The sequence below is a fragment of the Enterococcus sp. AZ077 genome (assembly GCF_051714965.1).
Lineage (GTDB): Bacteria > Bacillota > Bacilli > Lactobacillales > Enterococcaceae > Enterococcus_B > Enterococcus_B hirae.
This window is the reverse complement of the sequence record NZ_JBIOSX010000001.1, coordinates 584,488-599,727: the sequence shown is the minus strand read 5'-3', so window position 1 is coordinate 599,727 and position 15,240 is coordinate 584,488. Positions and strand designations below refer to the sequence as shown.

Genomic DNA, 15,240 nt, shown 5'->3' with positions numbered 1-15,240 from the left:
CAAAATATGAAAAGCTATTTTCTAAGGCACGCCGTTATTACTTGAAGCAGAACATCGTTCAAACAACCTTATGTTTCATAGTCTATATGATAAGGATGCAGATTGGTCTCGTAAATTGCTTCTGAATATTCGATTGTTTTCCCCAAGTGAGTCTTTGATTGTCGCGTTCTTTTAATCGCGATCTCTGAGGTGGTTTTTAAAATTTCCCGTTCATCCTTTGTTAGAAACACAGCGGAAAAATCATCGGCAAAGGAGTCGATGGCATAACCTTTTTGGGTCAATAATCGATATAAAGACTCTTCATCAAATACTTTGCGCTTGATTTCTAACAAATCACTTGGCAGATAATGCGTAAAGTAAATATAAGGACGGTCGTTTAAGTAGTATAATCGCTTAAAACAGACAGCCGTTGAGCCAAAAGAGGCAAATAATGGGTGATCTTTTTTTAAAGTAATTTTCTTTAATTCCAACGTTTCTTTGTGAACTGTATGTTGTGAGTTTTCTAGAATCTGTGTAAAACTTGCCGCTTTTGACAAACGATTGTATGGACGATTACTTACTACCGTCGTCCCTCGCCCGCTTTTCTTTTCGACATATTCATCTGTTGCTAATAATTCAATGGCCTTACGAACCGTGATCTTACTTACTTGAAACATTTCTTCTAATTCATTTTCTGTAGGCAACATGGTGCCGACAGGATACTTTCCTGAAAAGATATCTTCTTTGATCTTGTCTGCAACTTCTAGGTATAGTACACGTGTCCTTTTCATAACTTCACCTTTCGATTTTATTACTAGAATCATAGCACATATAAAATAAAAAAAGAATATAAACGCCATGGATTAGCTATATTGGTGGGTTGAGGATTGAGACAATAGTTCTTCTTTTTTATCTATAAAATTATAATAGGAAGAAATTATTTTATCAGTTACAAAAAACACCAAAGTAAGCAAAACGCAAACTTCGATGTTCTTATTAGGCTTCTAACTTATTGATCAACATGCTTATTTTCAATGATGCTTATAGCTTGCATAGTAAAATCCTGATACGAATATTGCACCGCCGACAATGTTACCGATATAAACTGGGATAAAATTCAAGAGAAATTCTGTCCAAGTTGCTTGTCCTTCAAAAATTGCGGCTGGGATCACAAAGCAGTTAGCCACACTATGCTGAAAGCCGATAGCAACAAAAATCATTACGGGGAACCAAATAGTCAATACTTTTCCAGCTGCATCTTTTGCTCCATAGGATAGCCATAATGCTAAGCCGACAAACCAGTTACAACCGATTCCCGAACCAAGTGCTTGCCACCAAGAAGCTTCGATCTTATGATCAGCAATATGGATGACTTGGTCCAAATAAACGCCTGAATGAGTCAATCCGACAAAGTGTCCAAAGAAATATGCAACAAAAATGGCACCCACGATATTAGCTAACGTGATAATTGTCCAATTTTTAACTAATTGTGTAAAAGTTACTTTTTTATCCATAAAAGCAATTGCAACCGCCATCATATTTCCAGTAATTAATTCCCCGCCACCAAGCAGGATCACCAATAGTCCGATAGGAAACACAGCCGCCCCTACTAAACTAGTTAAACTCGCCAGTGATTCTGGAATCGAAGCTGAAACTCTGATGTAGGCTAAATAACCTAACGAGATCATTGCTCCTCCGATAAAACCTAGAATTAATTTTGCAAGAATTGGCTTTTGGATCTTTTTCGTTCCAAGATGGATACTGATATCCATAATTTCTTCTGGTGTATACATAGATGTTCAAACCCACACTTCCCATATTTTTTCAAAAACAATAGTGATTTATTTCACATTTTCATTTTAGATTATATCATCTTCCATTCCTAATCCCTATGATTATTTTAAAATAACCGATATTTTTTTATCATTCTATGACAGGGCACACAAGTGAGACTTTCCCACATCTCGTGATTTTTTTCTTTAGAACAACAAGAGTAAAATGAATCGCTCGATCAAATAGAAAAAAGACCATTTTCGACAGTGATTTGTCAAAAATGACCTTATTTTCTTTATCAGAAATGAACTATTCTTAATTTCTTAGTAAACAACGGTTCTATCATGAATACAAACTTACAGTTTTTCTCCATTGGTGGCGATGACTTTTTGATACCAATCAAAAGATTTTTTCTTTGAACGATTTTTGGTTCCGTTCCCTTCATCATCCAAATCAACATAGATAAATCCATAACGTTTACTCATTTCACCAGTCGAAGCACTTACCAGATCAATACATCCCCATGGTGTATATCCCATGAGTTCTACTCCATCAGCTACCGCTTCTCCCATTGCTTCAATATGTCGACGTAAGTAATCAATACGGTAATCATCATTGATTTGCCCGTCTTCTTCTACCTTATCAATTGCGCCTAACCCATTTTCAACAATAAACAATGGTTTTTCGTAACGGTTGTACAACTCGTTTAATGCAATCCGTAAACCTTCTGGATCAATCTGCCATCCCCATTCACTGGCTTCTAAGAACGGATTTTTAACTCCACCTAAAAGATTACCGGCTGAGGCCGCTGCATCTGGGTCCGTTTCGTTGACTGCAGTAGACATATAATAGCTGAAACCGATATAGTCGACTGGATATGCTTGCAACAACTCAAAATCTTCAGTCGTTTGTTCTAATTTGGCACTATCTACGCCATATTTTTCATACGTGCGGTTTGTGTATGCCGGGTATTTGCCTCGTACTTGAACATCTGCACAGAAGAAATTGAATTCTTGGTTCTGGATCAATGTAGCTACTTGATTGATTGGATTAGCATCTATGCTATACGTCGTTGCATAGATAATCATACAACCCACTTGGCTATCCTCCCGTAATTCATGAGCGATTTTTACAGCTTTACTACTTGCTACAAATTGGTTATGCCATGCTTGGAAGATATTTTGATAATCAGCCGCACCATTACTTTTTACTAATCCTTGACTCAAAGCTGGAAAATGAAAAGCTGAATTGATCTCATTGAACGTCATCCAATATTTGACTTTATCGCTGAATCGTTCAAGCACCACTTTAGCAAAGCGTTCGTAAAAATCAATCAGTTCTCGGTTTTTCCACCCGCCATATTTTTTTGCTAGATTTAATGGCATCTCGTAATGGGAAATCGTAATCACAGGTTCAATCCCATATTTCAAACATTCATCAATCACTTCTTCATAAAACGTTAAGCCTTTCTCATTCGGTGTTACTTCGTCTCCTTGAGGGAAAATCCGAGTCCAAGCAATGGAGAAACGATAACATTTAAAGCCCATTTCAGCAAAAAGCGCAATGTCTTCTTTAAACCGATAATAATGATCGATCCCTTGATGGTTAGGATAGGTATATTTATCTGGTTGGATCGTCCAATCAAAGTCTTCACTGCCAATAACTGCAAATCGTTGTTTCCCCCCAGGCATCGCGTCAGCAACTGAGAGCCCTTTCCCATCTTGATCGTAAGCACCTTCTAATTGATTGGCAGCTGTAGCGCCACCCCATAAAAAATCTTTTGAAAACTTTGTAGTCATCTGCTATTTCCTCCTTATTTGACAATTGCTAGAAAATCTTCACTAGCAATCAGTTCTTCTTGATTTAATTCCAACACATCAGCAAAATGTTCCGTATTTGTAATAACAATTGGCGTGATCACACTGTATCCAGCGGCTTTAATCGCTTCAATATCAAATCGAACCAATAAATCACCAGCTTTTACTTGATCCCCTTGTTTTACAAAAGTCTCAAACCCTTGTCCTTCAAGCTCAACGGTATCCATACCGATATGCATCAAGATTTCAATTCCATCTTTCGTTGTTAAACCAACCGCATGACCTGTTGGGAAAATGGTCGTGATCTCCCCATCTGCTGGCGCAATCAATTCACCTTTTTCCGGATCAATCGCAAGCCCTTTTCCCATCGCTCCAGAAGAGAAAACTTTATCCGGAACATCAGATAATGGCAGGACTTTCCCGCTTAAAGGACTTTTTAGATTATGTCGAGCAGAACTAATCGTGTCACCTGCTGTTGTTTGTTGATTTGTTTCTAGTTTTTCATCTTGGACGGTTTCATCAAATCCAACGATCAGCGTACCTACGAATGCTAAGACAAATGAAAGAGCTGTCGCAAGGATTGCCATGGTCACATTGGATTCAACTGCTTGGTTCGTACTAATAAACGTTGGGATCGTTAACAAGCTTACTAACCCGCTAGAGAAAGCTTTCACACCAGCAAAACCAATCATTGCGCCTCCGATACCGGCTGACAGACAAGCAACGACAAACGGTTTCTTTAACGGTAAAGTTACCCCATAAACAGTTGGTTCCGTAATGCCAAAAAGTGAGGTAATTGTAGATGAAATACCTAATGAACGAAGCTTAGTATCTTTGGTCCGAATCGCCACTGCTAAGGCTGCACCACCTTGAGCTAAAACGGCTGGTAAAAGCATTGGAACCATGACGTCAAACCCATATTGTTCAATATTCAAGAACATGATCGGTACAAAGCCCCAGTGCATCCCAAACATTACGAACACTTGCCATAAACTTCCCATAATCAAGCCCGCAACTAATGGACTAAAGCTGTAAATCGAATTAAATAGACTACCTAACCCATTACCGATAACTGTCCCGATTGGACCTAACAGTAAGAAAGTTAATGGCACCATCACCAATAAAACGATCATTGGTACAAAAATCATTTGTAAAAATTGTGGAATCACTTTTTTCACCAGCGGTTCAAATTTGCTTTGGACCCAAACAGCCAAAATGATCGGAATCACTGAAGATGTGTAACCTGATTGAGCTAACACGATTGGTAATCCAAAGAAATCCACTGCCCCTCCAGCTCCAGCTAGTTGCGTGATTGCTGGATAAACTAACGCCATAGCAATTGCCACAGATAAAAATTGGTTCGTTTTGAATTTTTTGGCTGCAGTAAAAGCTAACATCACTGGTAAAAAGGTAAAGACACCATCTGCGGCTGCAAATAGAATTTGGTAAGCCCCAGTATCCGCTGAAAGCCACCCTAACACTGTTGCCAAAGATAAAAATCCTTTTAAGATCCCTGCAGCTGCCATTGCGCCTAAAAATGGCGTGAAAATACTAGAAATAATATCAATCAAGCGATTCAAAGGATTTTTTGACTGATCCTCTGTTCCTGATTGATCTGTCAGACCTTGCTCATCAACGATTGCTTGGTAAACGTCAGCCACATTACTACCGATAACTACTTGGTACTGACCACCACTTTGTACTACTTGAATCACATCTGGATCCTGTTTTAACTTTTGTGTGTCTGCGACCGATTCATCTTTTAATTTGAAACGTAAACGTGTCGCACAATGTACTAAACTATTGACATTCTTTTCACCTCCGACTGCCTCCCATACTCTTTTACCAACTGCTTGATTATCCATCTTATTTTCCTTCTTTCTAGTTGATTTAATCAAATAAAAAACCTAGATTGAAAAAATGGTCACGAAAATTCGTGCCCTATTTTTCAATCTAGGTTTTGCCTGCTTTACCAGTAACAATCCTTAAGATTGGGTACTTTGTTTTTCACTCACTACACGTTGGATGTGAATCGTTAAATAGATTTGTTCTGCGACTCCCATTGGTTCCTGTTGCGTTTTTAAGAGATAGTCATTGATCCGTTCCGAACAGCGAAAGGCTTTTGGATATTTCCCTTGAACGAGCGCATAGAGAAATTCATCCTGCTCATCCGAACTTTCGCCTTTTAAATAGCGTTGTGTAAAAAATTGTAAATGGGTGATGATTCGTTGGTAATTCAACGATTCCTCGTCAAATGTCACACCAAAGAACTTACTAATAATGCTGAGAATATCTCTAACGATCGTCGTTGCAGTCATCGTGACTTGCATATCCCCATTTCCTTGTTGGCTATTCACTAAATGAAAAGCGATAAATCCTGCTTCGTCAATCGGTAGACTGACTCCAACTTTTCTCTGGATCAATTGCAATACTTCTTTGGCCACCAAGTATTCTTTCGGATAAAATTTCTTTGTTTCAAAAAGAAGCGGATTTGGTAACTGGATATTTTCGTTCGCTCGACAAATCGCATAATGAATATGATCGGTCAATGTCAAATAAATATTTGACGACAACGAAACGCCTAATCGTTCTTCCGCCACATCAACGATCTGTTTGACTAATTCTACTTCTTCTAATGGGACATCCGCCATCAGCTGTTGAAATTGATTGGTTGCTAAGGAATCTTTTAAAACAAATTCTTTTTGAACTGCTGTTTTATCAATCCTATCACCAGGTCTTTTTTGAAACGCGAGGCCTTTGCCCATACAGATAATCTCTTCACCTCGTTCGTTTTTTGAAATGACGACGTTATTATTTAAGACTTTTTCAATAACCATTTTCCCTCGCCCTCTCATAAAAAAATAAAAAAACCTAGAATCCCCCTGTACTTTAGGTTGAATTCTGGTTTTGCCTGCCGAACAGTAACAATCCATCGATTATCTGAACCAAGCATAGCACCCTTCTTTTATTTTTGCAAGCCTTTTCAACTTTTTTTTTTTAGTAATTGTAAAAATGAGAAATTAAAAAACCGGCGAAAACTATTAGCTATTCGAGCGAACTAGCAATCGTCGGTTTTTCATTAACTATTTTCGTCTAAAATGTTCGTGTTTCCATATTGAATGCTGCCTTCATTTCTTTCGTCGCTTTTTTCATTGGTGTAACCTTCTCTAATTCGCCTTGAACGACTAATCGAGTCACCGCATTCATATCTCCGCACGTAATCAACGTAACGAGCGATTTTCCTTCTTGGATATTTAACAGCTGGGTTTCCGTCGGTGCCACTTTTTCTTTAAAGGTTGCTTTATACGTATAGACATTTTCCAAATCTACCAAATAGATTTTATCTCCTAATGATAAATTTTCTAGTGGCGTGAATAATAGTTGTGGATTGCTCGAACGATGACTCGCTAAAGCATAATTTCCTTTTCCCATTTGCTGATTAGGATCTAATGTCCCCGCACCATAAAGCAAGTTCGCATTATCTAAACCTCTAAAAATCGGGATATTGATTGCCACAGAAGGAACAGCAATACTACCAATAACTGGTAAGTCCGTTCGATTCAATTGGGCACGCAACACACTTTCCGTACTCATTGACTCCACTGCATCAAAATCAAAACTTGCCTCTTTTTCGTTGTTTTTCTTGATTTCATCTTTTGTCACATTGGCAATTGCGTATTTATCTCCGGTATTTTTAACAAAATAATCTTTGATCTGTTCATTAAAAATTAACGCTAAGCCAACCAATAATAGTAAAAATAAGAAAAAATTGGCGATCCATCTTTTTACTCGACCTTTGCTTGGTTTTTCCTTCATTCACTTGCCTCCCTTATTTAGCTAAAATAAACACAACCTGTAGTTTCACACTTAAAGTTCTGTATATTTCTTTCGTTGTCCTCGACTTGCTTCTACTGGATATTTCAATTTATTTTTTGCTAATTTTTCTTCAATAATTTCATCAAGATCCAACTGTAAATTGTCAGCCATCATGTAAGAATAGATCAAGACATCTGCCAGTTCTTCTTTGATCCGTTCTAATGAAGTTTCCTTCACTTCTTCTGGTTGCTTCCATTGAAAAAGCTCCAGTAATTCAGAAGCTTCTAAGGAAATAGAAATTGCAAGATCTTTTTCGTTATGAAATTGTCGCCAATTTCTTTCGTCTCTAAATTGATTGACTTTCGCCATACTATCCATGAACATTCACCTATTTCTTTATTCGATTACTAATAATCATACCATGTTTTTAATAGAAAATAAGTATATTTACCTAGATAAAATAAAATATACGTATTTATTTAACGATCTTTTTATAAAGCAAAATGATAACGAATGTTACTTATCCACTGATAACTTACACCAATGGATGTTATTCTTGTAAGCTGAATTTTAATTCTTTTACACCAGTAAGTGTCCACAAGACCACTAGACTGACAAGATAAATACTACTTAGAAAAATAATCACAGCAGATAATTGATAATGATCCATCAAAAAGCCAATAATGATCGAAGAAAATCCACCTACAGCTCTACCTAAATTCATAATAAAGTTATTGGCTGTTGCACGGATCTCAGTAGGATACAGGCTACTAATGATTGCACCATAGCCGCCATACATGCCATTGATAAAGTAACCAACAACCACCGCTGCTGCTACTAAACTCCATTGACTACGAGCTAAAACGAGTAAGAAGACCGAGAGCGCTGAACAAATCAAGAATAAAGTAAAGGCTGTTCTGGGACCTAATTTATCCATGATGATCCCAAAAGTCAACATACCTAATGACATCCCCACAATCGTACTCACCATCCATAAAGACGAACCTGAAACGGATAATCCTAGTTGTGCTTGCATGATCGAAGGTAACCAATTCATCAAACCAAAATAACCAGCAATTTGGACAGTCACCATGATACTCAAGCCAATCGTCTGCCAAGTAAGTTGTTTCGTTTCAAATAGATTGCGTAACTTTGTCGCCTTTTTAGTTGCTTTCGCAGCTTGAAATGCCTCCGGTTCTTTTAAGCCATGTCGGATGACTAAAACTAATAATACAGGTAATACACCAATCACATATAACATGCGCCACCCGAGCCATGGAATGACGATTGCCGCCAAAATAGCAGCTAGAGCCGCGCCTACTTGGGCTCCAATACCAGCAATGGACGAAGCTCGTCCAATTTGTTTTTTTGAAAAAGTTTCAGAGATCAAAGACATACAAGCGCCATACTCGCCCCCAGCCCCGATTCCGGCAATAAACCGAAACAAGTAGACTAAATAAATCGTTGAAGAAAAATACATCAATAATGAAGCAATTGAAAATAAGATAACCGTTTGAGAGAACACCTTTACTCGACCATATTTATCCGCCATCAGACCAAAAAAAATACCTCCAACGAGCATCCCCAGATTAGTGATCGTCGCAATCATTCCCGCTTGCGTTCCACTAATATGAAAAGTTGCAATCATTGAAGATAAAGAAAAAGCTAGGAACATGATATCCATATTCTCTAATGCAATCCCTGATGATGTTGCTAATAAAACCTTCCGTTGATACTTCGTCATTTTTGTTACCCCTTTTCTTTCATTTTTACCCTAAATTGTTAAAATCATATATAAAAATCAAGAAAAAAGCAAGAAATTTTGTTTTTTTATGTAAATTCATTCACTCAACTGATCTACGCTGTTTTTGAGAACTATCACTTGCTCAATAATTACGAAATCGCTACACTTATTTTGTAGTCAAAAAATAAAGCGTTTTTCTAAATCGCTTATTTGTCTGAGCAAGCAATTTATCTTAGATAACCGTTATCTAAGTAATCACTTTTTTGCTATCATTGGCATAGCCTTAGCCTTTTGCGAAACGTTTTTGTGAAACTGAGAAAAAACTATAAAGGAGAAAATCAGAATGGACAAACAATTATTCTTAGAAAAAATTGCTGGTGGGCTGATCGTTTCCTGCCAAGCCTTACCTGGAGAACCTTTTTATACAGAAGAAGGTAGTTTGATGCCTTATTTTGCTTTAGCTGCTGAAAAAGCAGGAGCTGTTGGTATCCGTGCGAACTCAGTACGGGATATTATGGCGATCAAAGAAAAAGTGGCCCTGCCGATCATCGGTATCATTAAACGTGATTATCCTCCTGAAGCGCCATTTATCACAGCAACCATGCGAGAAGTTGATGAACTAGTAGCCACAGGGGTTGAAGTTATCGCTTTAGATTGTACTTTACGCAAACGCCACGATGGTCTGACCATCAATGAATTCATTGCTAAAGTCAAAGAAAAATATCCACAACAATTATTGATGGCTGATATCGCCACTTTTGAAGAAGGAAAGAATGCTTACGAAGCAGGAGTTGATTTTGTGGGGACAACTTTAAGCGGCTATACAGAAGAAAGTGTGAAACAAGCTGGTCCTGATCTCCCACTCATCCAAGAACTGATCCAAGCTGATATATGCGTTATTGCAGAAGGTCGGATCCACACGCCACAACAAGCCAAACAAGTCAAAGATCTAGGCGTAGCTGGCATCGTTGTAGGTGGTGCGATCACACGCCCTCAAGAAATTGCTCAACGCTTTATCGAAGCATTAGATTAAGAGACTCCTTCATTTTTTCAGGAGAAATGCTTTTTCGTCCTTCGAACTAAATCAGCTAAATAGAACTAACCAAAAACAGCCAGAACGAGACTGAGCCAAAATTTGCCTCAACCTCATCCTGGCTGTTTTTCAGTTTATTATTCCAAATTTATTCACAGCCTCTGTCTCACCAGATTCTCAGATCCGCTTAAAATCGACATCAGATGACAGGGGGACCTACTGTTCAAAACAAAGGCTATGACTCAGATCAACAGCTTAGAAAGATGATCCTCCCTGGTTTCTCAACAATAAATCATCAGATGAGAAGGAAGAACTTTTAGTGTGACAGGCAGATTGACACCTTCATCGCCATCCACATTTGTTGCTAATTCTTGGTCTTCATTCAAAGCAATCTGGATCGTTTCACAGGTGTAATAAGCCAGATGATCGGTAGAAGAATCAACACCTTTTAACAAATCAGGCAATGTTTTTAGCGTATCTAACAATGAAGTATCTTTTAAATAAACCAAGTGCAATTTGCCATCGTTTACTTTAGCATTAGGTATCAATGTTTCAAAACCACCAATTGAATTAGTTAATCCTACCAGCAATGTACTACTTTCAATTTGTTTTTCCTGCCCATCAATGACTAACTGGAATTTATAAGATTGGGTTCCAGCCAATTGCTTGATTCCTGAGATAAAGTAAGCAAACTTACCATATTTTGTTTTCTTTTCTGGATCTACATCATTGATTGACTCAGGAATGGTCCCGATCGCCACGACATTCATAAAATATTGGTCATTGATTTTCCCAATATCTAATGGTTGCAACGCATCCATTGAAAGATGAGCGATAGCTTCTTCGGGTTCTAACGGTATCCCTAAAGCACGGGCTAAGTCGTTGACTGTCCCTAACGGAATAAAACCAAAATTTGGACGATGTGCTTGTTCAGCGATCCCATTGATTCCTTCATTAACAGTACCATCTCCACCCATGACAAACACGCTGTGATACCTATCCACTGCTGCTTCTCGAGTAAAATTCTTGGCATCTCCAGCTTTTTTCGTATGAAGAACAACGACTTCATCAAACATCGTGGTTAACTTTTGATGGGCCAGTTTTTCATATTCTTGTGCTTGTTCTCCTCCAGAACTTGGATTAACGACCAACAACGCTTTTTTCATCCTGTTTCCCCCTTCGTTTCACAACATGACTTTGACTAAACTATAGCACAAAAAAACTCAGAACATCTAGTTTCAGACATTCTGAGCTACACCAGCTGATTGGCTATCTTATTTTACGAATCAAATAATAACCCACCGATCCGACGATCATCGTTCCCAGAAAGACCAGAATGGATGAGGAATGTTCATTTGTTTTTGGTAAATGTTCCGCTTCAGAATCAGTCGAAGATTCAGAAGCAATCTGGAGCATCGCCTCTTTTTTAGTTGTACTTGGTCCAGAGTTTCTTAAGTCGATGGTGCTTGATTCCGTTGTGCTTGGCTCCGTCGTGCTTGGTTCCGTTGTGCTTGGCTCCGTTGTGCTTGGCTCCGTTGTGCTTGGTTCGGTCGTTTTTTTCGTATTCGTGATCACAAAAGAATTGCCATTATTGGTTACAGTACTCTCAAACTCATCAGGTACATTCACTTCCGCTACTTGATAAGTAAAGTCTTCTCCTTGATTATTGTATTTTGGTAAGACCGCTTTTTCGTTTCCCACTGGCAGTTCCTTGATCGTTGCTTGATAATTATCTTGTTTTCTTAAAGAAAGCACCGCTGAACTTTGCCAACTCGTAGGATCAACGACCGAACTCCTGCGAATCACATAGTCAATAGTCTCTGGGATCTCGGATGCCGCTACATTTTTCCATTTTTTTGCTACTTGGATTGTGGTTGTCGGTGCCTTGATTGAAGGGATTGGAAAATCAAGTAATTCACTTTCATTTGTTGGTGCTAACGTTGTCCGTCCATTACACAAATACCAAGTTTCGCCTTTAAAATGAGTATTTTCAGTGTTTAAACGGACTTGATAGGTACACGTAAGCCGTTCATTTTCCCCTAATGCAATATTTGCAATCGTAATCGTTTGGTTCGCTTCCGATACAACTACATCAGCCACTACATCATTGGCTTGTTCCCAATTTCCTTGTTCATTTTTTCGCCAACCGACTAATTGATAGGAGCGTTCATTAAACTCACCCGCTCCTTGGAGTAAAATGTCTTGCCCCATAGGATCAGTGATCGTACCATTAGGAATCGTTTTATCAATTTGGTTGGCGATCTCTGTTAAGGCAGAACCCAAACCGCTTAGATTTTCATCGGTTGTAAGGTATTGTTGCGGTTTAGAAGCTAAGTTTCGCCCAATATATTCCCCTCGAGCAGAAGGTGCTGTCGCTATCGAATAACAGGTAAAACCCGAATGCTTGAGAGAAACAATCGTCCCTAAGGTCGCATCTGTCACAATTGAACTACTAACAGAAATTGCATTGGGATCAGAAGGGTTACTGTTTGTCGTATAGTATTTGTCAGAATCAGTTTGAAAATCTTGAATATAATGATCGGTATGGTAGCCATTATAATCAATGATCTCTCCCTCATTTGGATACTCTTTCGCTCCTTGTACTGGAAGATAACTACGATTGGCACTATCATCACCAATATGAATAAATAGTTTTTCCGCTTCTGGCCGACTTTTCTCCAATAATAACCGTTGCCCTGCTAATAATCCTTTTTGCATAAATGTTCCCGAATGTGACTCAGCGGTATATTTCAAGAAGTTCTCTAAGTCATTCATATTACTTGAAAAACCATTTGTTGAATAAACCTCCCGATTGTATGCTACGATCCCCACACGTATATTCCCATTAGCTAACGAATCCGCTAATTCATTGCCAAATTGTTGTAATCCGATTAAAGCATTGGTTAATTTTTCGCCAGTCATGGAGGAAGAATAATCGATCACCAAAACTAAATCAATCGGTGTTCCGATCTGGTTACCTTTCACATCTAACGTGACGTCAAATAAACCTTGTGTCTTGCTATCTTCTGTGACACTCTTTTTTAAATATGCACGGTCGGCGTAATTAACATAATTTTCTTCGTCAAATACGGCTTCTGGTGCATGGCCATAATCATAATTATAGGTATTCCCTACTGCTGTTCCATTTGTTAAACGTTGTCCCGTAGAATCGGTATAAGCAAAATCAACTGTCTCCGCAAATGATTTTTGCATTCCTATTCCCAGTAAAATACTCATTAATCCTACGAATAAAATCACTATCTTGAAATAGCTGTCTTTTCTCGTTCCCATCATTTCTCTCCTTTTCTACCAACAGATTTCCCCATCCTTATTAAAACCCTAGAATTTTTTCAACAATTGCTAGTATAAATTTTCTGGAATCTTTTCTGAGCTAAAAAAATGTACATTTGGAATACATTAAAATCCTCTTTTTATGATAAGATGGCATCAAGTAACAGCTAAGAATCGAGGGAAATCTTTGGTTAGGAGTTTTTTTATGGAAATATTCAATGATTTTTTTGGAAATGATGTCAAAAAAGAAATCGAACTTTTGCATTTTTTATATCATCAAAAGCGCTTTGTAACGATTGAAGAAATGAGCCAAGCCCTCAATATGGATCGGCGTTCGATCTACAAATATTACGATGTCCTAAGCAATCATTCCCTAATGACAGATGAAAGTCGTGAACCAATTTTTCATACAAAACATGGTCTCGGCTATAAATTCACAGGAACCAAAACAGACTATAAAACGGTGATTCGTAAAATATTACAAGAAAATCCTTTTTTCAATTTATTTGAAACTTTATTGTTGGAAAATGAAGTGAATCTAGTCAAATTCGCCTACGAGAATTATTTATCCGAATCTACTGTACGAAAGCGAAGCTATGAACTAGAAACGCTACTACAGCCATTGGGGTTTACCGTAAAAAAAATAAAGGAACGCTCTATTTAGTCGGTGATGAACCTCGTATTCGCTATTTTATGGTTGCTTTTTTTTGGAAAAATTTTTCTGGTCTTCACTGGCCATTTCCAGGTATTTCTCAACAAAAATGTGAAATGCTCGCCCGACACTTTTATGAAATCAATGAAATTCCTTTCAATGAGATTGAACTAAAAATTACTACTTATGTACTAGCAGTGACGATTATTCGGTTTAGAAAAGGTAAAAAAATAACAGCTGAAATGATCACTTTAGCTCCTGATCTACCGTCTAAAGACCACGAACTGTTCCAACAATTGACGGATCAGCATTCATCACTCTTAAAAAAACTGACAGATGAGTTGAGTGAACACTTCTTACTCGAAACAATGGAGAGCCATTTTATTTTCTTGTGGCTACGATCAAATCTGGATCTCACTTTTTCTAAAGAGCAGTTAGCTGATTATTTTGCCATCCAAGAGGAAAGCGCTCAAAATCGTTCTTATTTGCAAGCAATCATCCATTTGTTACTGAAAGATACAGACTCTCAACAATTGTCTACCAGAAAAAAGAACTTGATTTTGCGAACGATTCTTTCTGGAATTTTGTCCGTCGAACTATTTGGAGAGACGATCCATACCTTGACCGGCTATAATCTACAGCACTATGTCTCGCAGAATTTTCCCAACCTTTTGATGCGTTCTGAACAATTGTTAGATCAAATTGATCTTTACTCATCCTCAGATAGCAAACGAAAAGGACTTGCGTTACATGTAGCAGTTGCTTGGACCTTGGTTTCACCACCATCCACCTTTATGAAAAAAATCAACCTTAAACTCGAAACAGATTTACCTTTGGCACTTTCTTTAACAATCAAAGAACGTATCGAGTCTTCTTTTCAAAGCTACTACCATCTGGATATTCGCAGCCATTTTGAAAACGAAGACTATGATCTCTGCCTTAGTACCGCTCCTTTAACAGAAAGTTTTGAAACCGTCCCCGTTTTACTGATCAATGCCCAAGTCACATTAGCCGATCTGCTGGCAATCAAACAAGTACTTGAAGAGCTGGTGTAGTAAGAGCAGAAGAAATGGAATGTTCATTATTTGAACTGCGAATAACACTTCTTCGATCATATTTATACTTTTTCAATTCA

13 protein-coding genes are annotated in these 15,240 nt (G+C 38.0%); 3 read left to right on the top strand and 10 right to left on the bottom strand.

Features of this window, described 5'->3' with window-relative positions; all coding sequences use genetic code 11:
• Positions 1-68: 68 nt before the first annotated feature.
• The 8 genes from IGL28_RS02720 to IGL28_RS02685 form a co-directional block, all read right to left on the bottom strand.
• Entirely contained in the window at positions 69-770 is a 702-nt protein-coding gene (locus IGL28_RS02720) for a GntR family transcriptional regulator (protein WP_010719934.1), read from the bottom strand.
• Positions 771-1,010: 240 nt separating this feature from the next.
• On the bottom strand, positions 1,011-1,772 hold the full coding sequence (locus tag IGL28_RS02715; RefSeq protein WP_081127798.1) for a formate/nitrite transporter family protein: 762 nt from the start codon (positions 1,770-1,772) through the stop codon (positions 1,011-1,013).
• Positions 1,773-2,108: 336 nt separating this feature from the next.
• Positions 2,109-3,551 (bottom strand): glycoside hydrolase family 1 protein, encoded by a 1,443-nt coding sequence (locus IGL28_RS02710; RefSeq protein WP_081127796.1) that lies wholly within the window; start codon positions 3,549-3,551, stop codon positions 2,109-2,111.
• A 14-nt stretch (positions 3,552-3,565) separates the two neighbouring features.
• Complete coding sequence (locus IGL28_RS02705) at positions 3,566-5,434, bottom strand: beta-glucoside-specific PTS transporter subunit IIABC (RefSeq protein WP_034699718.1); 1,869 nt, start codon at positions 5,432-5,434, stop codon at positions 3,566-3,568.
• 120 nt (positions 5,435-5,554) lie between these two features.
• Complete coding sequence (licT, locus tag IGL28_RS02700; protein ID WP_010738350.1) at positions 5,555-6,406, bottom strand: BglG family transcription antiterminator LicT; 852 nt, start codon at positions 6,404-6,406, stop codon at positions 5,555-5,557.
• A 256-nt stretch (positions 6,407-6,662) separates the two neighbouring features.
• Positions 6,663-7,385 carry a class A sortase gene (locus IGL28_RS02695; protein WP_010738352.1) on the bottom strand — a complete coding sequence of 241 codons (723 nt, stop codon included), beginning with the start codon at positions 7,383-7,385 and terminating at the stop codon, positions 6,663-6,665.
• A gap of 51 nt (positions 7,386-7,436) precedes the next feature.
• Complete coding sequence (locus tag IGL28_RS02690; protein ID WP_010719940.1) at positions 7,437-7,763, bottom strand: nucleotide pyrophosphohydrolase; 327 nt, start codon at positions 7,761-7,763, stop codon at positions 7,437-7,439.
• 172 nt (positions 7,764-7,935) lie between these two features.
• Positions 7,936-9,129, bottom strand: coding sequence for an MFS transporter (locus tag IGL28_RS02685; protein ID WP_010719941.1), 1,194 nt, complete (start codon positions 9,127-9,129; stop codon positions 7,936-7,938).
• Between the two features lie 343 nt (positions 9,130-9,472).
• On the opposite strand from IGL28_RS02685, the gene IGL28_RS02680 reads away from it, so the two are divergent.
• Positions 9,473-10,162 carry an N-acetylmannosamine-6-phosphate 2-epimerase gene (locus IGL28_RS02680; protein ID WP_081127794.1) on the top strand — a complete coding sequence of 230 codons (690 nt, stop codon included), beginning with the start codon at positions 9,473-9,475 and terminating at the stop codon, positions 10,160-10,162.
• 281 nt (positions 10,163-10,443) lie between these two features.
• Here the strand turns inward: IGL28_RS02680 and IGL28_RS02675 are convergent, their stop codons facing one another.
• Both IGL28_RS02675 and IGL28_RS02670 read right to left on the bottom strand, forming a co-directional pair.
• The gene (locus tag IGL28_RS02675) at positions 10,444-11,328 is read right to left on the bottom strand and encodes a diacylglycerol/lipid kinase family protein (protein WP_081127793.1); all 885 of its coding nucleotides are present in this window, start codon (positions 11,326-11,328) and stop codon (positions 10,444-10,446) included.
• A gap of 103 nt (positions 11,329-11,431) precedes the next feature.
• Positions 11,432-13,453: a VWA domain-containing protein gene (locus IGL28_RS02670; RefSeq protein ID WP_438843884.1), complete on the bottom strand. Its 2,022-nt coding sequence runs from the start codon at positions 13,451-13,453 to the stop codon at positions 11,432-11,434.
• A 205-nt stretch (positions 13,454-13,658) separates the two neighbouring features.
• On the opposite strand from IGL28_RS02670, the gene IGL28_RS02665 reads away from it, so the two are divergent.
• Positions 13,659-14,117 (top strand): helix-turn-helix domain-containing protein, encoded by a 459-nt coding sequence (locus IGL28_RS02665; protein ID WP_240187699.1) that lies wholly within the window; start codon positions 13,659-13,661, stop codon positions 14,115-14,117.
• 29 nt (positions 14,118-14,146) lie between these two features.
• Positions 14,147-15,160 (top strand): hypothetical protein, encoded by a 1,014-nt coding sequence (locus tag IGL28_RS02660; protein WP_368026611.1) that lies wholly within the window; start codon positions 14,147-14,149, stop codon positions 15,158-15,160.
• The last annotated feature ends 80 nt before the right edge of the window (positions 15,161-15,240 follow it).

Bases quoted from the DNA above. Each gene is read 5' to 3' on its own strand.
- IGL28_RS02680 (WP_081127794.1), top strand. From the start codon at position 9,473: ATGGACAAACAATTATTCTTAGAAAAAATTGCTGGTGGGCTGATCGTT.
- IGL28_RS02685 (WP_010719941.1), bottom strand. From the start codon at position 9,129: ATGACGAAGTATCAACGGAAGGTTTTATTAGCAACATCATCAGGGATT.
- licT (WP_010738350.1), bottom strand. From the start codon at position 6,406: ATGGTTATTGAAAAAGTCTTAAATAATAACGTCGTCATTTCAAAAAAC.
- IGL28_RS02660 (WP_368026611.1), top strand. From the start codon at position 14,147: ATGGTTGCTTTTTTTTGGAAAAATTTTTCTGGTCTTCACTGGCCATTT.
- IGL28_RS02690 (WP_010719940.1), bottom strand. From the start codon at position 7,763: ATGGATAGTATGGCGAAAGTCAATCAATTTAGAGACGAAAGAAATTGG.
- IGL28_RS02665 (WP_240187699.1), top strand. From the start codon at position 13,659: ATGGAAATATTCAATGATTTTTTTGGAAATGATGTCAAAAAAGAAATC.
- IGL28_RS02675 (WP_081127793.1), bottom strand. From the start codon at position 11,328: ATGAAAAAAGCGTTGTTGGTCGTTAATCCAAGTTCTGGAGGAGAACAA.
- IGL28_RS02705 (WP_034699718.1), bottom strand. From the start codon at position 5,434: ATGGATAATCAAGCAGTTGGTAAAAGAGTATGGGAGGCAGTCGGAGGT.
- IGL28_RS02710 (WP_081127796.1), bottom strand. From the start codon at position 3,551: ATGACTACAAAGTTTTCAAAAGATTTTTTATGGGGTGGCGCTACAGCT.
- IGL28_RS02670 (WP_438843884.1), bottom strand. From the start codon at position 13,453: ATGGGAACGAGAAAAGACAGCTATTTCAAGATAGTGATTTTATTCGTA.
- IGL28_RS02715 (WP_081127798.1), bottom strand. From the start codon at position 1,772: ATGTATACACCAGAAGAAATTATGGATATCAGTATCCATCTTGGAACG.
- IGL28_RS02695 (WP_010738352.1), bottom strand. From the start codon at position 7,385: ATGAAGGAAAAACCAAGCAAAGGTCGAGTAAAAAGATGGATCGCCAAT.
- IGL28_RS02720 (WP_010719934.1), bottom strand. From the start codon at position 770: ATGAAAAGGACACGTGTACTATACCTAGAAGTTGCAGACAAGATCAAA.